This is a genomic window from Maribacter ulvicola, assembly GCF_900155985.1.
Lineage (GTDB): Bacteria > Bacteroidota > Bacteroidia > Flavobacteriales > Flavobacteriaceae > Maribacter > Maribacter ulvicola.
This window is the reverse complement of record NZ_FTMA01000002.1, coordinates 233,202-255,213: the sequence shown is the minus strand read 5'-3', so window position 1 is coordinate 255,213 and position 22,012 is coordinate 233,202. Positions and strand designations below refer to the sequence as shown.

The window sequence follows — 22,012 nt, the reverse complement described above, 5'->3', positions numbered from 1 at the left end:
CAAAAACAAAAAAAGCCCTGCATTTGCAGGGCTTTAATTTTAACTCAATACTAAAATTTGTATCTCTTAGTTGGTTTGTGTTTGTGCTTCTTGTTTTAAAGACTCACTAGCTACAATAGCCAACTCTACACGTCTATTTTTAGCTTTGCCTGCTGTAGTGCTATTATCACCTACCGGCTGCATTTCACCATACCATTTGGTATCAAAACGACTAGCATCGATACCTTTGCTAATTAGGTAGTTGGTAACGGACTCTGCTCTTTGCTTAGACAGTTTTAAATTATATTCTTCCGCACCAGCACTATCGGTATGACCTTCTACCAAAACATTAGACTTAGGATATTCTTTAAAAATATTTACCAATTTATTTAAAGTAGTAGCTGAAGTACCTTGAACATTAGATTTGTTGGTATCAAAATACACACCGGCATCTTCATTAAACGTTACATTGATACCTTCACCAACACGCTTAACCTCTGCACCAGGAATTTCTTCTTCAATACGTTCTGCTTGACGGTCCATTCTATTACCAATATACCCACCGGCAGCACCACCTATGGCAGCACCTAAAATAGCACCTAAGGCAGTATTATTTCCACTACCGACGTTATTTCCTAAGATTCCGCCAATAACGGCACCACCAGATGCACCTATTACCGCCCCTTTTTGTGTTTTATTTGCGTTTTTTACCGTACTACAGCTCATTACCATGGCAAGAGCAAGAATGTAACTAGTTCTGCGTAATATCATTGTTTTCATATGCTTATTTTAAGTTTTAAGTAGGTTTTAATTTTTAGTGAATTCGTAAACAACATTAATTGGAGTACCCTCTACCATAACGTTAGATTTTAATGTCATAGCATATTCGGTAAGGTTTTGGATATTTAAACGGTAGCCTACACCACCAGAAATATCTTTATATTTCTCATCGATAAATTTAAATTGTAACTGACTGTTATAGTTCTCTTCACGTTCTACTACGGACCATCTTATATAACGATCTCCGCCGGTACAAAATGTAGATGGGCTAATGGTATACTTACCCGTACTATTATTATCACGAAAGAACCACTGACTGCCTTCTAGACAAATATCTTCAACATCATTAAATAATAACGCTTTAACATTGCCATTGTTACCTTCAAAAGAAACATTGTTCAATGTCCATGTGCCGCTTAATAAGTTTCGCTTACCTCTTGCATCCTTAGATACTGAACATGAGGATATTAAAATTACGATACTAAAAAGCCAAATCATTTTTTTCATAAGTAAATTATTTAGGTTTGATCTATATACGTTAATTGTTAAATTTTGGATGGATGCTACCTAACATTTCCACCAAATAACAAGGCAAAGATGCTTCTAAAAACCTTTACCTATTACCTCTTTTAACATTTTTGTTAACGGATTTCCCTAATAGGCGATAAGTTCTCTTAAATCTGATTCAAACCTAGACTTGGCAAGATATTGCTGCTCTAGCTTGGAATTAAAAGGAATGGGGGTTTCTAAACTACCTACTCTTTTAATTGGACCATCTAAATACTCAAAACAATTCTCCATCACCATGGCAGAGATGTCACTGGCAATGCCCCCAAACAGACTGTCTTCTTGAAGTATAATTAGCTTTCCGGTTCTTACCACGGAATCATAAATAGCTTTAGTATCTAATGGCTGTAAGCTTCGTAAATCTAAAAGATCTGCACGTATATCTGGATTGTTTTCTAAAGTTTCCAAAGCCCAATGCACACCGGCACCATACGTTACAATGGTAATCTGATCTCCTTGTTTTAAAAGACTGGCCTTACCCAGCGGTAAGGTATAATAATCTACCGGCACTTCTTGATATAGACTTCTATACAAACCTTTATGTTCAAAAAACAATACAGGATTAGGGTCTTCAATAGCGGTAGCCAACAATCCTTTTGCATCATAAGGATAGGCAGGGTATACGACTTTTAGACCTGGAGTTTTGGTAAACCAGGCCTCATTCGTCTGAGAATGAAAAGGACCGGCGGCTACTCCACCACCACAAGGCATTCTAATTACCACATCTGCTTTTTCTCCCCATCTGTAATAACTCTTCGCTAAATAGTTGACAATAGGATTAAAACCGCTACTTGCAAAATCTGCAAATTGCATTTCCATAACAGCCTTCATTCCGTTAATGGACAACCCCATTGCCGCAGCTACTATTGCCGATTCACAAATTGGTGTATTACGTACACGCTCTTTACCAAAATCATTGACAAAGCCATCTGTTATTTTAAAGACACCACCATATTCCGCAACATCTTGCCCCATGATAACAAGATTATCGAATTTCTTCATAGATTGCCGCAATCCCTCTGATATAGCATCGACCAAGCGTATATTAGCTACAGCACTGATTGGTTTAACCTCCTTGAAGTCAATTTTTTGATACACCTCATTTAATTCTTTACTTTCATTAGGCACTATAGCATCTTCGTCAGAGGCTTTTCTTAGATGCTCATCAATTTCCGCCTGAATATTTGCCTTATAACGCGCTATACTTTCCTCGGTCAACAGCTTTTCGCCTAATAAATACTTTGTGTAATTCGCTAACGGATCCTTCTTCGCCCAAGTGTCTAAAAGTTCTTGAGGTACATATTTTGTGCCGCTTGCCTCTTCGTGCCCACGCATGCGAAAGGTCTTAAATTCTAACAACACCGGTCTAGGGTTTATTCTCATATCCCTCACCAAGTGGGCGACTTTAAAATAGACCTCTAAAATATTATTACCATCTATAATATGAGACTCCATGCCATAGCCGGCACCCTTATCCGCAATATTTTCACAACGAAATTGCTCGTTTGTAGGTGTAGATAAGCCATAGCCATTATTCTCTACGCAAAAAAGTACCGGTAAATCCCATACGGAAGCAACGTTCAACGCTTCATGAAAATCCCCTTCGCTCGTAGCCCCCTCTCCTGTAAAAACAGCGGTTACCTTCTTTTCTTTTTTTAATTTATGTGCAAGCGCTATTCCGTCTGCCACACCTAATTGTGGCCCCAAATGCGAGATCATCCCCACAATCTTAAAATCTTGTGTTCCAAAATGAAAACTACGATCACGCCCTTGGGTAAATCCGCTCGCCTTACCTTGCCACTGCGCAAATAACCTGTACAACGGTATTTTTCTTGTAGTAAACACCCCAAGGTTTCTATGCATTGGCAATATGTATTCGTCACGGCTTAAGGCAGAAGCAACCCCAACAGAAATTGCCTCTTGACCAATACCACTAAACCATTTAGAAATTTTACCTTGTCGTAATAAAATCAACATTTTCTCCTCTATCATACGAGGTTTAAGCATTGCTTTATAAAGTGTCAACTTATCATCTTGAGCAACTTTAAAATCGGTATAATTCATTAATTAGATCAATTTTGGCTATTAAAATATAAATGTAACAAAAATGCATCTAGCAAGTATCGACCATAACAACACTTATAAATGGACAATAATTATTAATTTTACGTAAAATCTTTTAAATTATGAGCTTAGTCCCTAGTGTTGATTTGTCGGATTTTCTTTCGGAAGACCCAAAAAGAAAGCAAAAGTTTATTGATGAAATTGGAAAAGCTTTTGAAGATATAGGATTCGTAGCTTTAAGCGGACACTTCTTGTCCGAAGAATTTGTAGATAGTTTATACTCAGAAATCAAGCAATTCTTTAATTTACCCGCTGCTGTAAAAGACGAATATCAAATAGAAGGTATTGGTGGCCAACGTGGCTATACCTCGTTTGGTAAAGAACATGCTAAAGGTAAAAAAGAGGGCGATTTAAAGGAGTTCTGGCATTTTGGACAATATGTGGAGGATGATGACGCATTAGAACAAGAATACCCTGCAAACGTCATAGTAAAAGAGCTACCAAAATTTAACGAGGTTGGTAAAGAGACCTATAAAATGTTAGAAAAAACAGCAAAGTATGTTTTACGTGCACTAGCCTTACACTTAAATTTAGATGAATTCTATTTTGATGATTTCATAAAAAATGGAAACTCAATTCTTCGACCAATACATTATCCTCCTATTACATCTGAACCTAAAAACGCCGTAAGAGCTGCAGCTCATGGTGATATTAACCTTATAACCTTATTAATGGGTGCCCACGGTAAAGGCTTACAAGTACAAAACCATGATGGCGAATGGGTTGATGCCATTGCAAGACCAGACCAATTGATGATCAACGTTGGCGATATGTTATCGCGTTTAACGAACAACAAACTATTGTCTACCATACACCAAGTAGTAAACCCGCCAAAAGAATTATGGGGCACTTCTAGATATTCAGTTCCGTTTTTTATGCATCCGGTAAGTGAAATGCCTTTAAATTGTTTAGAGAATTGCATTGATGAAGACCACCCGAAGCTGTACGAAGACATTACAGCCGGTGAATTTTTACATGAAAGATTAATTGACCTTGGGCTAATTAAAAAGTAACTACAATGGACCTTAAAGACCAACTAAAAAACTTATTTCCCGATCACGAAGCTGAGGAAACTCCCTTTGAAAAAACAACAGATAATCCTATTTGGCTTCAAGACGATCCTATTATATGTAAGTATGAAAAGCGTAAAGGCAAACCCATAACTATTCTAGAAGGATACACCGGAGCCGATGAAGATTTTAAGAAGTTAGCCAAAGAATTAAAGACAAAATTGAGCGTTGGCGGTAGTTTTAAAGATGATAAAATAATTATACAAGGCGATTATAGAGACAAAATCATGGCTATCCTGAAAGATAAAGGCTTCTCCGTTAAACGTGTAGGCGGTTAATTCAGTGAAAAAAGCTACCTTGAAAGTTCCATTTGTTTTCTGTTAAATAATTTTATAACGTTGTTATTAATATTATTTTTAATCTAATCAAACTAAATCAAACCTGGTATGAGTTCTCTCTTGCACATAACCAACGGCGATGTTTTCACCGAACGTCTTCAAAAATTAAACTTAGATGGCGATGTCATCACATGGCGCGAAATGCTATGCGAAGGACAAACACTACCCAATGTAGGTACAGAATCTTTCTGGAAAGCTCGTTTTGAATTCCTTCACAAAAATTATAAAGTATCAAAATCTTGGTTTATAGAAAAGACCCTAAAAGAATATAGGTCTTTATGTAGCCACAAACAACAAGATCATATCGTGCTTTGGTTCGAGTATGATCTTTTTTGCCAAGTAAACATGCTGGCCGTAATTAGCTGGTTGCTAACCCACAGAAAATATGCTCAAATTTCTTTGGTCTGTAGCGGAAAAGAAGATGAATCTGATAAATTATACAGCCTAAACGAGCTATCTGATGACCAATTATTAAATTTATATAAGAATAAAAAAGTCTTATCACAAGATGATACGGAGTACGCAGATTACGTCTGGCAATTATATTGTAGTAACAATCCAATTCGCTTAGAGAACTTAACAGATTTCAATGATTACCAATTTGATTATCTAGGAGATGCCGTAAAAACGCATTTAAAACGTTTCCCTAGTATTAATAACGGTTTAAATGAAATGGAAAATACCATTTTACAACTTGCCATTGACAAGAAACCCAAGTCAAAAACACAGTACATGGATGTCTTACTTAAAAACCAAGGAAACTTAGGTTTTTCAAACACACAGTATGACCGTGCCATAACTAGGCTAAAACCATTGATTACAAACTTAAATCCTGTGCGCCTTTCCAAGAAAGGTAAAGAAATCTTAGAAGGAAAAACCAGTTATTACTCTTGTATTCAGGACAACGATGTGTATCTGGGCGGTGCTTTAAAGTACAATTTCCTTTACAACACTAGTACGAACCGAATCTTAAAATTATAGCATGCAACTAAAGCCTGCTGAGCTTATCATCAATGAAGATGGTAGCATCTACCACCTCAATTTATTACCAGAAGATATTGCAACCACCATTATCACCGTTGGCGACCCAGATAGGGTACACCAGGTTTCTCAACATTTTGATACTATTGAGGTAAAGAAAGGTAAGCGTGAGTTCCACACCCATACCGGACATTTAAACGGTAAACGTATTTCAGTAATATCTACAGGAATTGGTACCGACAATATCGATATTGTTATAAATGAGTTAGACGCCCTTGTGAATATTGATTTTAAGACAAGAACACTCAAAGAAAAGCATACCTCTTTAGATATTATTAGAATAGGAACAACAGGAGCTATACAGCCAGATATTCCTATTGATACTTTTTTAATCAGCAAATATTCTTTAGGTTTTGACGGATTACTACACTTCTACGAGCATGATAACATCAACTACCCGGACATAGAAGATGAATTTATAGCCCATACCTCATGGAATCCCTATAAAGCCAGACCTTATGTACTCTCCTACTCTGAAAAACTTGGGGAACTGTTCAGCGATAATCGTATACGATTAGGATTTACAGCAACAAACACAGGGTTTTACGGACCACAACAACGTCAATTAAGAATTACACCTAGCCAGATGGAATTGTTGGAGAAATTATCGACCTTCAATTTTAAAGAACTTCAACTAACCAATCTAGAAATGGAAACTTCGGGTATTTATGCCCTGGCTCAACTTTTAGGCCATGAGGCAGTTTCTCTAAACTGTATTTTAGCCAATAGGGCTACCGGAGAATTTTCAGTTACTCCAACAGCATCCGTGGACCGCTTAATAGAATTTTGCTTGAAACGGTTGGCTTAACATACTTTTACAATATTTTACTATTGTACTTCTTATTTTTACGTAAATCTTATCATGAAAAAAGACAACCTGAAGCATAGAGATATTAATTGGCTCTATTTCAATGAACGTGTGCTGCTTGAAGCCAAAAGTGCCGACACGCCATTGCTAGAACGATTAAAATTTCTCGCTATTTTTTCTTCTAATTTAGATGAATACTTTAAAGTACGTGTCTCTCAACTTCGCCAAATAAAGCATCTGGACAAAAAGTTTCGAAAGAAATTAATGTTCAAAGCCAATACCACCCTACAGCACATATTAAAAACAATTAATGAGCAACAAGTTGAGTTTGGTAAAGTTATAAAAGCTACCCTTGCAGAATTAGAAGATTATAATATCTATGTTCGCAATACCTCTAACTTTACGAACGAACAAAAAGTATTTTTAGAGTCCTTATTTGATGAGCGTATAAGAGAGTTTTGTGCCGTACATAAAGAAAACTTGGAATTAACAGATGGGGCACTCTATTTAGCCGTAACCCATCCTAACCAAGCATATAGCATTGTTGAGATACCGAATAAAAAGCACGACAGATTTATAAGGTTACCCGGTGACGGACATCAATTTTGTTATCTAGATGATGCCATTAGACTGAACATTCAAAAATTACTACCTCAGAAAAATATTATGGGCTGTTATTCCATCAAAATTTCTAGGGATGCCGAATTGTATTTAGAAGATGACTATTCCGATATTGAATTGGTAGAAAAAATCTATAATTCGTTAGATAAGCGTTTATACGGTCAAGCAACCCGTTTACTTTATGATGAATCTATGCCAAGTTGGCTAATAGCATCACTTAAGAACGATTTTAAATTGGGAACGGTAGACTTATCCCCTGGCGGAGCATACCATAATTTATCCGATTTCTTTTCTTTTCCATTACCGGAAGGAACGGAACACTTACAATATCAAGAAAAACCGGCATTACCACATCCGGTATTAACTTCTACGGAGAATATTTTTGATAGTATCTCCATAAAAGACCAATTGGTACATTTTCCGTACCAAGACTTTAGAGTGGTAGAAGATTTTTTGACCACAGCAGCAACAGACCCCAATGTTACTGCAATAAAAATGACCATTTACCGCATAGCTAAGTCTTCATCATTGGCAGATGCCATTTTAACCGCATTGGATAACGGTAAAGAGGTTACCTTGTTCGTTGAAGCTCAAGCCAGGTTCGATGAAGCCAATAATATTAAATGGGGGCGCATTTTTGAGGAAAAGGGTGCCAAAGTTATTTTTAGCATCCCTCAGGTAAAGGTGCATTCTAAAATAGCCATGGTATTTAGAAATGAAGATGATAAAGTAAAGCGATATGCCTACATAGGTACCGGTAATTTCAACGCTAAAACGGCTAAAATTTATTGTGACCACGGACTGTTTACCGCACATAAAAAAATTACTAAAGATTTAGGCCAGGTTTTTCAAGTTTTGGAAAGAAAAATTATAGTTCCCAAGCTAAAACGCCTAATGGTCTCGCCTTTTACCACCAGAATTACATTTTTAAACCTTATTCAAAACGAAATCAATGCTGCCCGTAAAGGTAAAAAAGCAGCCATTACCGCTAAAATGAACAGTCTTGAAGACTCTGATATGATCAGGGCCTTGTACAGGGCCGTTAATGCCGGTGTTGAAGTTAGACTCATAGTTAGGGGCTTTTGTTGTTACCTAACCGCTAATGATGACCCTAACACAGGAATGAAAGATAATATATTCATAACCAGCATTGTAGATCGTTTTTTAGAGCATGGTAGAATTTACCTATTTGAAAATGGAGGAAATGAATTGATGTATATTGGATCCGCAGATTGGATGACCCGTAACTTAGATCGACGGATAGAAGTATTGACCCCAATTCTAGATTCCGATATTTTTGAAGAATTAAAACACATTTTAAGCCTACAGCTCAACGACAACCAAAAAGCTCGTGTGCTGGATTTGGAAAACTCCAATAAAAAAGTGGAACAATTGCCTAATGAAGAACGTATACGCTCCCAATACGCCATATACGATTACCTTAAAAATAAATTAGATGAAAACTGTTAAGATTATAGGTGTACCTGAACATTTTAACCTTCCATGGCATTTGGCCATCGAAGAAGGTGCATTTGAAGAAAGAGGAATTAATTTAGAATGGACGGAAGTTCCCGAAGGTACCGGTAGAATGAGTGAAATGCTTAAAAACAACGATACCGACCTTGCTATCATCTTAACAGAAGGAATCATAAAAAGTATAACCGAAGGCAATGAGGTAAAAATTATTCAGGAGTACATTGCCTCTCCCCTTCTTTGGGGAATTCACGTAGATGCCAAAAGCTCTTATAATTCCCTAAACGATTTAAAAGACACTACGGCCGCTATTAGCCGCTACGGTAGCGGTAGCCATTTAATGTCTTACGTGCAAGCAACAGAGATGGGTTGGGATACCGAGCATTTAAAATTTGAATTAGTGAATAATCTAGAAGGAGCCGTAGAAGGGCTTTCCTCTGGTAGTGCGGATTATTTTATGTGGGAACGTTTTACTACAAAACCCCTTGTAGATGATGGTGTTTTTAAACACTTAGGAAATTGCCCCACACCATGGCCATGCTTTGTCTTGGTAGGTACTACTACGTTTTTGAAAGAAAACGAAAGCATATTGAATCATATTCTTGAAATCATCAATATGTATACGGCTGAGTTCAAACAGATTCCCAGGATAGATACTACCTTGGCAAATAGGTATCATCAAAAATTAGAAGACATACAAGCGTGGTTGCAACTTACGGAATGGAGCCAAAAACAACTACCAGAAGGCACGTTGACAACAGTGCAACATACATTGAAGGAATTAAATTTGATAGAAAAAGTAATTCCGGCCTCTCAAATATTAAAATAATTAAATAGAGGCTAAGCTATAATGCTTCTGAATTAATGCTTTAAATGTTTCATCTGAAAGCGGTTTCTGAGCAAAATCCGCAATATACTTATTATCTGTTGCGCGTTTTTTATCCTCCTTGTTGTCACTTATAGTTACAAGAACTATCGTAATTTGATCTTTAAGCTTTTTAGGAACTAAGTCGTCATAAGCATCCATAAATTGCCACCCGTCCATGACAGGCATTCTTAAATCTAACATGACCATACATGGCAATTCTAACTGCTCCTGCCCTTTTCCAAGGATAAAATCTATAGCTTCTTGACCATTGAGTGCAGAGTTAATATTCACATCCATATCTAATTTATTGATAAAAATGGAATGCAAGAAGTTACTTGCATCGTCATCGTCTACCAATAAAATAGTATTTAGTCTATCTAAGTTATTCATTTTAACTGTTATTAAGTTTTTGCCCTACCCTTGCACCCCAAAGTACATTATAGAATTAAAGCACTAATTATTTACCAAACTTACCACAATATGTTTTTATTGCCTAAATCACCTAATATTTTGTTGCAAGAAGAAAAATGTTCGTTTCCAAACCAATATCCGCGATTGGCACTTAACGGGGACGGGTGACCAGAGGTTAATAAGAAATGCTTATCAGTATTGATTAGCTTTATTTTTTTCTTTGCATAACCTCCCCAAAGCATAAAAATTATACCATCCTTTTTTTCTGATAGTTTAGAAATTACAGCATCCGTAAATACCTCCCACCCTTGTTTTTGGTGACTTCCCGCTTCATGAGCCCTAACGGTAAGCGTAGCATTCAACAGAAGAACACCTTGTTTTGCCCATCGTTCAAGGTTACCACTTTCTGGGTAAGGGATGCTTAAATCGCTTTCAATTTCCTTAAAAATATTGATCAATGATGGCGGATGTTTAATTCCGTCCTTAACCGAAAAACACAAGCCATTTGCTTGATTTGGTCCATGATAGGGATCTTGTCCAATAATGACCACCTTTGTATCATCAAACCCACAATAATTGAAAGCTGAAAATATATCCGAATACTGCGGATAACATGTGTGCGCATCATATTCTCGCTTTACAAATTGCATCAAGCCTTTAAAATAGGGCTTGTCAAATTCTTGCGCCAACTGTTTCGCCCAACTCCTATCCAAATCAATGTCCATGGTAATATCGTATTCCAATTTAAATTCAAAGGTACTATTAACATTACCTAAAATCAACGCCAATTCATCAATGCCCATACTACAGATAAGCTCAGTACAATCTCATTTATAAAATTTCATTGTCAATGCGTACCTTTGCAGCTCATTAAAATAGAACGTGGCCAATATACATTCCAAAACATTACAAGACTTAGAATTTCCTTCTGTATTAAAACAAATTTCTGCACGTTGTCATACAGAATTGGGCAAAGAAGCTGCATTGGAAATTGCTCCTTTTATAACTGACGAGGTTATTAAGGTGGAACTTGGAAAAACAGCAGAATACCTATCATCGGTTATTAGTGAAAACCGAATTCCCAATCACGGGTTCGATGCCATTAATACCGACCTGAAACTTCTTAAGATTGAAAACACGACGTTAGAACTTCAGGGATTCAAAAGAATAGCAAGTATCTGTACTACGGTAGCACAACACCAAAAATTCTTTAAAAAATTCAAGGAATATTACCCCCTTTTTTATGATTTTGCTTTAAAGCTTGAGCAAAACACGGAGATTCCGGTTTTAATAAATAACGTAATTGACCGATTTGGAGAGGTAAAGGATAATGCATCTGATGAATTGTTTACCATCCGAAGACAAATAAATGCAGTACGTGGAAAAATTAGTCAAAGCTTTGGATCTGCTTTAAATACCTACCAAGCATCTGATTATTTAGATGAAATTAGGGAATCTGTTGTTGAAAACAGACGCGTTTTGGCGGTTAAGGCCATGTACAGAAAGAAAGTGAAGGGCGCCGTAATGGGCACATCAAAAACCGGAAGCATAGTTTACATTGAACCTGAAGCTGCTCTAAAGTATAGTAGAGAACTTAATAATCTGGAGTTTGAGGAGAAAGAAGAAGTACAACGCATTCTTAAACAACTAACAAATAAAATAAGACCATTTAGAGCTCTTTTAAGCGATTATCAAGATTTTCTTACGCAAGTAGATGTGATTGCCGCAAAAGCTAAGCACGCAGAAGATATTGATGCGCTATTGCCAAAAATCAACACTAACAATAAACTCTTTTTGCGTGATGCTTATCATCCATTATTATTTTTGAACAATAAACGAAAGGGCGAAAAGACGTATCCGCAAACCATTGAACTGCACGAAGAAAATAGAATTATCGTCATTTCAGGTCCAAATGCCGGTGGTAAAAGTATCACCTTAAAAACGATTGGGCTACTTCAAGTAATGCTACAAAGCGGAATGCTGATTCCCGTGCACGAAAGAAGTGAAGTGTGTTTCTTTAAAAAGATATTAACGGATATTGGAGACAACCAAAGTATTGAAAATCATTTAAGTACGTACAGTTACCGCTTAAAGAACATGAACCAATTCTTAAAGCGTTGCGATAATAACACTTTATTCCTAATCGATGAATTTGGTACCGGTAGTGATCCAGAATTAGGTGGTGCACTTGCCGAAGCTTTCTTGGAAGTTTTCTATGAAAGAGGCTCATACGGAGTAATTACTACCCACTATGCCAATTTAAAAGCATTGGCCAACGAGCTACCACATGTAACCAATGCCAATATGCTCTTTGATGGCAAAACGCTAGAACCTACCTTTCAATTGATTTTAGGACAAGCAGGTAGTTCGTTTACATTTGAAGTCGCACAAAAGAACGGCATCCCCTACTCGCTGATCAACAAAGCCAAAAAGAAAATAGAACGCGGCAAAGTTCGTTTTGATGCCACTATTGCCAAACTGCAAAAAGAACGTAGTAAAATGGCACAAACAGGCTCTAGATTAAAAGAGGAAGAAGATAAGGCACGAGAAGAGAACGAAAGATTAGAAAAGCTAAATGCCAAGATCAAATCTAAACTTGAAAATTACCAAGAGTTATATGACCACGATCAACGCATGATACAATTAGGGAACAAAGTCAATGTTGCAGCAGATAAATATTTTCAAGATAACAAGAAACGACCCTTGGTATCTGAACTATTGAGAATAGTGGAAACCGAGAATAGCAAGCGAAAGAAGAAAACGGCAAATCAAGCCAAGGCGGAAAGAGCTAAAAAAGCAAAAGTGGCTCAAGAAGTCCAAAAAGAGGTCAAAGTTATCCGTGAGAAAAAGAAGGTTGAAAAGAAGAAAGCCATTTTCAAGGAAAAGAATAAGCCAAGACCTGTATTTAAAATTGGTGACCGCGTACGTATGTTAGATGGTAAGGCTGTTGGTAGTATAGATTCACTTGAAAAAGGAAAGGCCATTGTCAACTATGGCATATTCACCACCAATGTTAGCGTAGACCAGCTTGAAATGGTTGAAAAAAAGAAATAACGCTCATTTACTGATGGTTACATTAAATCGTATACGATTAACGCAGTTATATAATACCTAAAATAGCCATAAACCTAAGAATATTCGCAACTATTCTTTAAAAGGATATTATAGAGAAGTTGTCTAAATATTGTTTTAATTTTATCCTGTGAATTCAAATAAAAAAATCATTCTCTTTGATGGTGTTTGCAACTTGTGCAACAGCAGTGTTCAGTTTGCTATTAAGCGAGATCATAATGATGTATTTAGATATGCCGCCATACAGAGTAAAACAGGCGAAAAATTATTGGCCGAGCGTAATATTGACACCAACGAAATTGATTCCATACTCCTTATCGAGCCCAATATTGCTTATTATATAAAGTCAACAGCCGCACTTGAAATTGGAAAGAATTTAAAAGGTCTCCGTACAATTTCCTCTATTTTACTATGGCTACCGGAGTCTTTTCGAAATATCGTATACGATTTTATTGCTGCGAATAGATACAAATGGTACGGTAAAAAAGAGGCATGCATGATTCCTACAGAAGAACTAAAAAGCAAATTCATTTAAAGTATACCCTAATGGCTCTTATAAGCTATTTTTAATCCTAACGCTTCTACTTTTACCCCTATCGCTCCGTAAACCAGTACTTTTAGTTTCATTCACTTATCTTATCAAGGTTCAAAATAAATATTGAATTACATGAGCGAAGGACGAAGGAAAAATTATAAGAAAAAAAGATATGTGATACCGGTACTATTGATGGTACTTCTCATTGCAATTCGCTTATCACTTCCCTACTTCGTAAAAAATTATGTAAACAAAGTACTTGCAGATATTCCTGGATATTATGGTCACGTTGAAGATATTGACCTTTCTATTATCCGTGGCGCTTATACCATACACGGCATGTATTTGAATACGGTAAACGGTACTACCGAAATACCTTTTCTAGATTTTAAGAAAACTGATATATCCGTAGAATGGAACGCTCTTTTTCACGGGAGAATAGTGAGTGAAATTGAAATGTTAGAGCCTACCGTACTGTATGTATTTGAAGATCAACAGGACACTACGCAACAAGCCAATACTGAGGACTGGTCTAAAGCCCTTACCGATTTGGTTCCAATAGACATTAACCGATTGATGGTCGAAAATGGTAAGTTTGCTTTTTTACAAGTACAGGCAGATCCTAATATTGACCTACATTTAACCAAAGTACAATTAGAGGCTTCTAACCTACGTAATGTTGTGGAAGAAACAAGAACACTACCTTCTAACATACACGCTACAGCCACATCAATAGGTAATGGAAATGTAATTTTAGATGGAGACATGAATTTGGTAAGAGAAATTCCGGACATGGATATTTCCTTTAGCCTAGAAAACGCTAATGCCAAAGCACTTAATGATTTCACCAATTATTACGCAGGTATAGATTTTGATGAAGGTACTTTTGACTTATTTGGAGAACTGGCTATTGCAGACGGATACATGAAAGGTTCTTTTAAGCCCATACTTAAGAACGCAAAATTAATAGGCAAAGAAGACGGATTTCTAAAAACGCTATGGGAAGGCTTCGTAGGCTTCTTCAAATTTATTCTCAAAAACCACAAGCAGGATACCCTAGCTACCAAAATACCCGTTGAAGGTGATTTAAATAGTGTTAAAACTAAAATTTGGCCTACGGTAACCAGAATATTCAGAAATGCGTGGATACAAGCCTATAAAAACGTCATTGATGATGACCTAAGCTTTAAGGACGCTACCGATGGTGCAGATAGATTAGAAGAGAAAAAATCTAAACAAAACTAGCAGCTCTACATGGTGCAGCACCTATTTCTTATAATTATCATCCCAATTTTTAACTTTAGGTTCACGTAACTTTCCAACGGATTTGGCGACCATCATAGAAACAGAGGCATCACCAGATACATTTATTACCGTTCTACACATATCTAAAGGCCTATCTACAGCGAATATCAATGCTAAACCCGCTTCTGGTATACCTGCTTGCGCTAGAACAATAACCAACATGACCATACCGGCTCCGGGAACTGCTGCGCTACCTACAGAGGCCAATGTTGCGGTTACAATTATTCCTAATTGAGCCGACAAGCTTAAATCCATACCAAATGCCTGGGCAATAAAAACAGCGGCAACAGCCTGGTATAAGCTAGTACCGTCCATATTGATAGTTGCTCCAATAGGAAGAACAAAGCTTGTTACCTCTTCATCTACTCCTAAATGCTCTTCAACCCTTTCCATAGTTACAGGCAAAGTAGCCGCACTTGAACTTGTTGAAAATGCAAGAAGTTGAGCAGGAGACATCCCTTTCATAAATTTGTTCGGAGAGATTTTTGTAAATACCCACACCAATAAAAGGTAAACCCCCAACATTAAGGAAAGTCCCAATACTACACAGAATGCATACCACGCCAGTGCCTTGAATAAATCTAAACTAGGCGATTCTACGATCAACGCCGCCAATAAAGCAAATACACCATAGGGCGCAGCTAGCATAATTAAATCTATTAGCTTTAATATTACTTCATTGAAACCATCAAAGAATTTTTTAACCGGAGCAGCTTTTTCTTCAGGTATGAGAATAAGACCTACGCCAAAGAATATGGCGAAGAATATAACTTGCAACATGTTGCCGTTATCAGAAGCGGCAGCAAAAATATTACTTGGAACCAAATCTTCCAAGGCCTGTAACGGTCCAGCTTCTTTCTGCTTATCTGCCTTGCTCTTAATAGCATCGGCATCACCTTTATAATTATCAACTAATTCTATTCTTGTTGCCTCTGTAATTGAAGCTCCAGGCTTTACAATATTTACAACCCCTAAACCAATAGTAACGGCGATAACCGTAGTTACGATATAAATACCGATGGTACGACCGCCCATTTGAGAAAGTTTAGAGATATCCTTTAAATCGGACACTCCTTTTATCAACGAACCCAATATAAGAGGAACCGCAATAAGCTTTAACGAGTTGATGAAAATGTTTCCAAAAGGCTTGATCCAATCCGATATGAATTTCGGTCCCCAATCTAACTGAACCATGGCTAAAGCAAATAAAACCCCTGCTAACATTCCGATTAGAATTTGCCAATGCAACTCAAGCTTCCTCATATAAAAATTAATTTAGGGAAGAAAGATAGTATTTTGCTAGGAAAAGTGCTAAAAACGCAACCTATAATTTAATTGTACGGTTTAATAAGGCATAATCTGCCAAGACCAATGCGGTCATAGCCTCAACTATAGGTACAGCTCTTGGAACTACACAAGGATCATGTCTGCCCTTACCTTGTGTTTTAATGGTATTACCCTCTTTATCAATGGTTTCGTAACCTTGAATAACAGTGGCTACCGGCTTAAAAGCAACATTGAAATAGATATCCATACCGTTGCTTATACCACCTTGTATACCACCGCTGTAGTTGGTTTTTGTAGAACCATCATTATTAAATTGATCGTTGTGTTCACTGCCTTTCATCTTAACACCCTCAAATCCGCTTCCGTATTCAAAGCCTTTAACGGCATTTATAGATAACATTGCCTTTCCCAATTCTGCATGTAACTTATCAAAAACAGGTTCCCCTAAACCAATTGGTACATTTTTGGCTACACACGTAATAATTCCGCCAATGGTATCTCCGTCTTTCTTAATAGATTTTATATAATCCTCCATTTTTACAGCCATTTCCGGATCTGGACAGCGAACAGCATTAGATTCTGTCAATGACAAGTCTAACTCCGTATAATGTTTACCTAAATTCATGTTTCCTACTTGAGAAACGAAAGCCTGTATTTCTATGCCTTTCAAGAACTGCTTAGCTATAGCACCAGCCACTACTCTACTGGCAGTTTCACGAGCAGAACTTCTACCACCACCACGGTAATCCCTAAAACCATATTTTTTATCATACACATAATCTGCATGCGATGGCCTATAAGAATCTTTGATATGTCCGTAATCTTTAGATTTTTGATTGGTGTTATGAATTGCAAACCCAATTGGGGTACCCGTAGTTTTTCCTTCGAATATTCCTGAATAAAACTCTACCTCATCCGGCTCTTTTCGCTGGGTAACAATAGCAGACTGACCGGGTTTACGACGATTAAGATCATTTTGTATGGCATCAAAATCCAACGTTATCTCTGATGGGCAGCCATCTATAACTCCCCCAATTGCCTTTCCATGAGACTCTCCAAAAGTGCTTACCCTAAATATATTGCCAAAGGTATTTCCTGCCATAATAACTAAGTTCTAAATAATGTAATATGAATTACAAAACTAACAATTCAACTAGGTTCAAAGGTAAATGTTAAATGCTTGAAAGAAAAATTTATAAAGTGCATAATATTACCTTAACCTTACGCTTTTGTGATAATGTTTACTTAACCTTATGATTAACAACTGTTGACCATATAAACAACTGCTATACAAACTATTAGATTTAATTTTGCTCTAAAAATTATCTCCTTGAAAAAACGCCGTCTTGAAATAGCTGTTTTATCAGATGTTCACTTAGGTTCTTACGCTTGTCATGCGGAGGAATTATTGACATACTTATCTAGCATTGACCCAAAGATTCTTATTCTTAATGGTGATATTCTTGATGCAAAAAAAATGCGAAACAACTACTTTCCGCCTTCCCATCTAAAAGTTGTAAAGAAAATATTCTCTTTGGCAGCTAAAGGTACCATAGTACATTATATTACCGGTAACCGAGACGTACCTTTCAGAAAAATAGACGACATCTATATGGGCGTAATACAAGTTTCTAATAGACTTACCTTAAAACTTAACGGAAAAACCACTCTATTTTTTCATGGCGATATTTTCGATTTTTCATTTCGCCACTCACAATGGTTGCTTAATTTTGGAAGTGTTGGGTTTGATACCTTATTAAAACTGGCAAAATTAAAAACCAAGGTATTTGGTTTATTTGGCAAGAAAAATAAGCCGTTCTCCAACCCAGCATTGGAATATGGCGAGCGCGACCCAGAACAAATAGCTTTATTTGAAAAGAACGTGTCTAAATTAGCAATAAGGCAACATTATGACCATGTGGTTTGTGGCCATAGCCATGCACCTAACAAACAACTTTTTGAAACGAAAAAAGGAGAGTGCCTATATCTAAACTCCGGAGACTGGGTTAAACATATGACCGCACTTGAATACTCTTTTAAACGTTGGAAACTCTACCGCTACGAAAATGACAAACTAGCTTCATTTTATATGGATGAAGAACTTAAGTCTATGAATATGAATGAGCTTATCGCTACAATAACAGACCGTAAAGCAAGAAAACTAAAGAATCAGAAAGAAAAAGGCGGACTATTGGATTAACCGTTACACCAAAGCCTCTTTCAAAATACTTACCGGGTGTTTTGCTATTCTTTTAGTGCCATCAAAAATTTGGTGCCTACAACTTGTACCGTTGGCAGCAATTATGGTATCTGCTGACGATTTGCTCACCGCAGGGAATAACTTTAATGATCCAATTTTCATACTGGTTTCATAATGCTCTTCTTCATACCCAAAAGAACCGGCCATACCACAACAGCCCGATGCTATAATAGTTACCTTATAATTTGTTGGCAGATTTAATACATCAAACGTTACTTTTTGATTACTTAATGCTTTTTGATGACAATGGTTATGAATTTTTATATCTCTAGCTTCCTCCGTAAAGTCAGACGATTTTAAATAGCCATCAGCAATTTCTTTAGCCAAGAACTCTTCAATTAAAAATGAATTATCGGCAATTTTTTGAGCTGCAACTTTATCTGATGTCATACGCTTGTATTCATCTCTAAAAGATAATATGGCTGAAGGCTCCAAACCTAAAACCGGTGTATTTGCATCTGCAAATTTCTTAAGTTCTTGAACATTCTTAATTGCCAATTTTTGAGCTTGTTTTAAAAAGCCTTTTGATAGAAATGTTCTACCGCTTTCTGCATAGTACAACTCAACATCATAACCCAGAGCAGTCAATAGTTCTATAGCATCTTTACCAACTTCAATATCTAAGTATTTTGTAAACTCATCAATAAATAACACCACTTTATTCTTAGACTTATTGTATTGAATACTAGCTTTTTGAAGGTGTTTATCGAAATTAAAACTATAAACTTTTGGAAGACTTCTCTCTTTAGCCACACCACTAGTTTTTTTCAATAATCCGCCAATTAACTTGGAATCGTACATGGCATTTGTAAGACCAGAAACCTTACTCCCCAATCCGTTTAATTTGGTGTTATATGCAAATAATTTACCTCTAAAAGAATAGCCATTAGCCTCTTGATATTGATATAAAAATTCTGCTTTTAAAGTAGACACATCCACATTACTTGGGCACTCACTTGCACACGCCTTACAACTTAAACAAAGATCAAAAGCTTCTTTAATCTCAGGACTATCAAAACTATTCTTCGCTGTACTATTTGGGTTGGTCAAAAACTCCCTCAACGTATTTGCCCTACCCCTGGTAGTATCTTTTTCATTTTTGGTTGCATGGTAACTGGGGCACATACCACCATTCATGTGGTGGGTTTTTCTGCAATCACCACTTCCATTACATTTTTCGGCAGCTTTAAGTATACCTTCACTATCCGAAAAGTCCATTAACGTCTTAATCTCTGGTTCTTCACGGTCAATCTCATATCGAAACGACTTATCCATAGGATAGGCATCTACAATTTTACCGGGATTAAAAATACCCTTAGGATCAAAATAAGATTTAATTCTTCTTAGCAGCTCATAGTTCTTATTCCCTATCATTATCGGAATAAATTCCGCTCGCACAATACCATCGCCATGCTCACCACTAAAGGAGCCTCTATATTTTTTAGTTAGTTTGGCAACATCTGTAGTTATGTTCCTAAAGAGACTAACATCTGTTGATTTCTTCAGATTTAAAATAGGCCGTAAATGCAATTCTCCGGCACCTGCATGCGCATAATAAACGGCACTCTGCCCATAACCTTTCATAATTACAGAGAACTCCGCAATAAAGTCTTTAAGATCCGGTAAAGCCACCGCAGTATCTTCAATACAGGCTACAGCTTTCATGTCACCTACAATATTACCCAACAAACCTAAACCTGCCTTTCGCAGTTCTATAGCCTTAGAAATCTGATTTCCATACAGTACAGGATTGGCATAACTGAGTCCCGAATTTGCTATTGTTTTCTGCAACGAAGCAATAGCCTCTTTCAATTCAGCTTCGGTATGTGCAGACACTTGCAACATCAATAATGCCGCAGGATCCCCTTCTACAAAAAATCGATTTGCCAATTGCGCACGATTATTTTTTGTACAATCTAAAATGACCTTATCCATCATTTCACACAATTGCAATGGGTGTTCCATAACCGGAACCACATCCATCAAGCAATCTTCCAGAGAGGTATAATGCGTAACGACCATTGCCGATAGAGCTGGCGGCAGGTCATCTAATTGAACCGTAATTTCAGTGGTAAAAGCCAGGGTACCTTCGCTGCCACAAAGCAACTCTGCCATATTAAAATAAGGCAACCTGCCCCCGAAAACATCTGATTTCAACAATTCATCAACAGCATAGCCAGTACTTCTTCTATGAATTTCGGGTTTTGGAAACTGCTCTTTTACTTCACCAGCTATCTCCTTATCAATCAATTCTTCATATACACTTCTATAAAGAGATGCTTCAAATGTATTTTGGTATTGTTTTTCTTTAAATTCAGCTGCTGATATTCTTCCAAATTCAGCTTCACTCCCATCTGACAGGATGGTCTTCATGGAAACAACCTTATCTCTTGTTACTCCATATTGAATAGACGTGGTACCTGATGAATTATTACCGACCATGCCACCGATCATACATCTATTTGATGTTGATGTGTTAGGTCCAAAAAACAACCCAAAAGGTTTTAAATATTGATTTAGTTCATCTCTTATAACTCCCGGCTGAACGGTTACTTGCTTCTTTTCTTGATCTAAACTTATTATTTCCGTAAAATGCTTGGATACATCAACCACCAAACCATCACCCACACATTGCCCCGCCAATGAAGTACCTGCGGTTCTAGGTATGAGTCCAATATTTTCATCATTGGCAAATTGTATAATTTTTTTAATATCATCAACACTCTTTGGGAAAGCAGCCCCTAAAGGTATTTTTCTATATACAGATGCGTCTGTAGCATAAATAGTTTTCGTAAGATTATCAAATCGTACATCTCCCTCTATATCTTGTCGTAACTTTAACAGCGAATTATTATCCAACGTAACACAATTTTGAGTGCTAAATTAAGTTTTATTGTGTGAGCTACATTACAAATTGGCTCATTTTTCATCACAAAAAAGAATAACTATATGAAGATTTTAAAAGGTATTACAGTATTGATTTTTATGGCAACCTGCTCACTTTCCGCACAAGAAATTTCAAACCATGCATTAGGGCTACGATTAGGAGATAGTGACGGGTTTGGAGCAGAAATCAGTTATCAAAAATCATTAACACGTTACACCAGGGCAGAATTTGACCTGGGATGGAGAGATAGTAGAAATTTCAATGCATTTAAAATAGCCGGACTACACCAATGGGTAAGACCAATAGAGGGTGATTTTCAATGGTATTACGGAGTTGGTGGCGGATTAGGAAGCGTTGATTTCCCTGGAGATGATGGTGGTTTATTCGTTTTTGCCGCTGGTGATATAGGAATAGAATACAATTTTGACATACCATTAATTCTATCGTTAGATTTTAGACCAGAACTGGGCGTTGTAGGTTATGACGGGTTCTCTGATAATTTTGATTTTGACATAGGACTAGGTATACGTTACCAGTTTTAACCCAATTAGAACAATTACAAAAAGACCTTTAGCCATTACGTTAA

19 protein-coding genes are annotated in these 22,012 nt (G+C 36.8%); 11 read left to right on the top strand and 8 right to left on the bottom strand.

Features of this window, described 5'->3' with window-relative positions:
- Positions 1-66 precede the first annotated feature (66 nt).
- From BW936_RS09830 to BW936_RS09820, 3 genes are all read right to left on the bottom strand, one after another.
- Positions 67-759: a YiaD family glycine zipper/OmpA-like lipoprotein gene (locus BW936_RS09830; protein WP_076548214.1), complete on the bottom strand. Its 693-nt coding sequence runs from the start codon at positions 757-759 to the stop codon at positions 67-69.
- 27 nt (positions 760-786) lie between these two features.
- On the bottom strand, positions 787-1,266 hold the full coding sequence (locus BW936_RS09825; RefSeq protein WP_076548213.1) for a lipocalin family protein: 480 nt from the start codon (positions 1,264-1,266) through the stop codon (positions 787-789).
- 147 nt (positions 1,267-1,413) lie between these two features.
- Positions 1,414-3,390, bottom strand: coding sequence for an alpha-ketoacid dehydrogenase subunit alpha/beta (locus tag BW936_RS09820; RefSeq protein ID WP_076548212.1), 1,977 nt, complete (start codon positions 3,388-3,390; stop codon positions 1,414-1,416).
- 122 nt (positions 3,391-3,512) lie between these two features.
- Between BW936_RS09820 and BW936_RS09815 the strand changes: the two genes are divergently transcribed.
- The 6 genes from BW936_RS09815 (at position 3,513) to BW936_RS09790 (ending at position 9,630) form a co-directional block, all read left to right on the top strand.
- Positions 3,513-4,463 carry an isopenicillin N synthase family dioxygenase gene (locus BW936_RS09815; RefSeq protein ID WP_076548211.1) on the top strand — a complete coding sequence of 317 codons (951 nt, stop codon included), beginning with the start codon at positions 3,513-3,515 and terminating at the stop codon, positions 4,461-4,463.
- Between the two features lie 5 nt (positions 4,464-4,468).
- Positions 4,469-4,798, top strand: coding sequence for a translation initiation factor (locus tag BW936_RS09810; protein ID WP_076548210.1), 330 nt, complete (start codon positions 4,469-4,471; stop codon positions 4,796-4,798).
- Between the two features lie 108 nt (positions 4,799-4,906).
- Positions 4,907-5,839, top strand: coding sequence for a DUF1835 domain-containing protein (locus BW936_RS09805; protein ID WP_076548209.1), 933 nt, complete (start codon positions 4,907-4,909; stop codon positions 5,837-5,839).
- Position 5,840: 1 nt separating this feature from the next.
- Positions 5,841-6,707 (top strand): nucleoside phosphorylase, encoded by an 867-nt coding sequence (locus tag BW936_RS09800; protein WP_076548208.1) that lies wholly within the window; start codon positions 5,841-5,843, stop codon positions 6,705-6,707.
- A gap of 54 nt (positions 6,708-6,761) precedes the next feature.
- Positions 6,762-8,798: a polyphosphate kinase 1 gene (gene ppk1, locus BW936_RS09795; protein WP_076548207.1), complete on the top strand. Its 2,037-nt coding sequence runs from the start codon at positions 6,762-6,764 to the stop codon at positions 8,796-8,798.
- Positions 8,785-9,630 carry a substrate-binding domain-containing protein gene (locus BW936_RS09790; protein ID WP_076548206.1) on the top strand — a complete coding sequence of 282 codons (846 nt, stop codon included), beginning with the start codon at positions 8,785-8,787 and terminating at the stop codon, positions 9,628-9,630. Before ppk1 ends, BW936_RS09790 begins: the two co-directional genes overlap by 14 nt.
- On the opposite strand, the gene BW936_RS09785 is transcribed toward BW936_RS09790, so the two are convergent.
- Both BW936_RS09785 and BW936_RS09780 read right to left on the bottom strand, forming a co-directional pair.
- Positions 9,631-10,026, bottom strand: coding sequence for a response regulator (locus tag BW936_RS09785; RefSeq protein ID WP_159439012.1), 396 nt, complete (start codon positions 10,024-10,026; stop codon positions 9,631-9,633).
- 113 nt (positions 10,027-10,139) lie between these two features.
- Positions 10,140-10,805 (bottom strand): uracil-DNA glycosylase, encoded by a 666-nt coding sequence (locus BW936_RS09780; protein WP_076548401.1) that lies wholly within the window; start codon positions 10,803-10,805, stop codon positions 10,140-10,142.
- Between the two features lie 157 nt (positions 10,806-10,962).
- Here BW936_RS09780 and BW936_RS09775 point away from each other — a divergent pair, with 157 nt between their 5' ends.
- The 3 genes from BW936_RS09775 (at position 10,963) to BW936_RS09765 (ending at position 14,932) form a co-directional block, all read left to right on the top strand.
- Complete coding sequence (locus BW936_RS09775; RefSeq protein WP_076548204.1) at positions 10,963-13,134, top strand: endonuclease MutS2; 2,172 nt, start codon at positions 10,963-10,965, stop codon at positions 13,132-13,134.
- Positions 13,135-13,282: 148 nt separating this feature from the next.
- Positions 13,283-13,687, top strand: coding sequence for a thiol-disulfide oxidoreductase DCC family protein (locus BW936_RS09770; RefSeq protein ID WP_076548203.1), 405 nt, complete (start codon positions 13,283-13,285; stop codon positions 13,685-13,687).
- A gap of 132 nt (positions 13,688-13,819) precedes the next feature.
- Positions 13,820-14,932 carry an AsmA family protein gene (locus BW936_RS09765; protein WP_076548202.1) on the top strand — a complete coding sequence of 371 codons (1,113 nt, stop codon included), beginning with the start codon at positions 13,820-13,822 and terminating at the stop codon, positions 14,930-14,932.
- Between the two features lie 21 nt (positions 14,933-14,953).
- Here BW936_RS09765 and BW936_RS09760 read toward each other — a convergent pair whose 3' ends face one another.
- Positions 14,954-16,255: a dicarboxylate/amino acid:cation symporter gene (locus BW936_RS09760; protein WP_076548201.1), complete on the bottom strand. Its 1,302-nt coding sequence runs from the start codon at positions 16,253-16,255 to the stop codon at positions 14,954-14,956.
- 61 nt (positions 16,256-16,316) lie between these two features.
- On the bottom strand, positions 16,317-17,381 hold the full coding sequence (gene aroC / locus BW936_RS09755; protein WP_076548200.1) for a chorismate synthase: 1,065 nt from the start codon (positions 17,379-17,381) through the stop codon (positions 16,317-16,319).
- A 228-nt stretch (positions 17,382-17,609) separates the two neighbouring features.
- Here aroC and BW936_RS09750 point away from each other — a divergent pair, with 228 nt between their 5' ends.
- On the top strand, positions 17,610-18,479 hold the full coding sequence (locus BW936_RS09750) for a UDP-2,3-diacylglucosamine diphosphatase (protein ID WP_076548199.1): 870 nt from the start codon (positions 17,610-17,612) through the stop codon (positions 18,477-18,479).
- A gap of 3 nt (positions 18,480-18,482) precedes the next feature.
- Here BW936_RS09750 and BW936_RS09745 read toward each other — a convergent pair whose 3' ends face one another.
- The gene (locus BW936_RS09745; RefSeq protein ID WP_076548198.1) at positions 18,483-21,398 is read right to left on the bottom strand and encodes an FAD-binding and (Fe-S)-binding domain-containing protein; all 2,916 of its coding nucleotides are present in this window, start codon (positions 21,396-21,398) and stop codon (positions 18,483-18,485) included.
- A gap of 90 nt (positions 21,399-21,488) precedes the next feature.
- Here BW936_RS09745 and BW936_RS09740 point away from each other — a divergent pair, with 90 nt between their 5' ends.
- Entirely contained in the window at positions 21,489-21,968 is a 480-nt protein-coding gene (locus BW936_RS09740) for a hypothetical protein (protein ID WP_076548197.1), read from the top strand.
- Positions 21,969-22,012: the final 44 nt, after the last annotated feature.

Coding starts and splice junctions, on each gene's coding strand:
- BW936_RS09830 (WP_076548214.1), bottom strand. CDS start 759: ATGAAAACAATGATATTACGCAGAACTAGTTACATTCTTGCTCTTGCC.
- BW936_RS09825 (WP_076548213.1), bottom strand. CDS start 1,266: ATGAAAAAAATGATTTGGCTTTTTAGTATCGTAATTTTAATATCCTCA.
- BW936_RS09820 (WP_076548212.1), bottom strand. CDS start 3,390: ATGAATTATACCGATTTTAAAGTTGCTCAAGATGATAAGTTGACACTT.
- BW936_RS09815 (WP_076548211.1), top strand. CDS start 3,513: ATGAGCTTAGTCCCTAGTGTTGATTTGTCGGATTTTCTTTCGGAAGAC.
- BW936_RS09810 (WP_076548210.1), top strand. CDS start 4,469: ATGGACCTTAAAGACCAACTAAAAAACTTATTTCCCGATCACGAAGCT.
- BW936_RS09805 (WP_076548209.1), top strand. CDS start 4,907: ATGAGTTCTCTCTTGCACATAACCAACGGCGATGTTTTCACCGAACGT.
- BW936_RS09800 (WP_076548208.1), top strand. CDS start 5,841: ATGCAACTAAAGCCTGCTGAGCTTATCATCAATGAAGATGGTAGCATC.
- ppk1 (WP_076548207.1), top strand. CDS start 6,762: ATGAAAAAAGACAACCTGAAGCATAGAGATATTAATTGGCTCTATTTC.
- BW936_RS09790 (WP_076548206.1), top strand. CDS start 8,785: ATGAAAACTGTTAAGATTATAGGTGTACCTGAACATTTTAACCTTCCA.
- BW936_RS09780 (WP_076548401.1), bottom strand. CDS start 10,805: ATGGACATTGATTTGGATAGGAGTTGGGCGAAACAGTTGGCGCAAGAA.
- BW936_RS09765 (WP_076548202.1), top strand. CDS start 13,820: ATGAGCGAAGGACGAAGGAAAAATTATAAGAAAAAAAGATATGTGATA.
- BW936_RS09760 (WP_076548201.1), bottom strand. CDS start 16,255: ATGAGGAAGCTTGAGTTGCATTGGCAAATTCTAATCGGAATGTTAGCA.
- aroC (WP_076548200.1), bottom strand. CDS start 17,381: ATGGCAGGAAATACCTTTGGCAATATATTTAGGGTAAGCACTTTTGGA.
- BW936_RS09740 (WP_076548197.1), top strand. CDS start 21,489: ATGAAGATTTTAAAAGGTATTACAGTATTGATTTTTATGGCAACCTGC.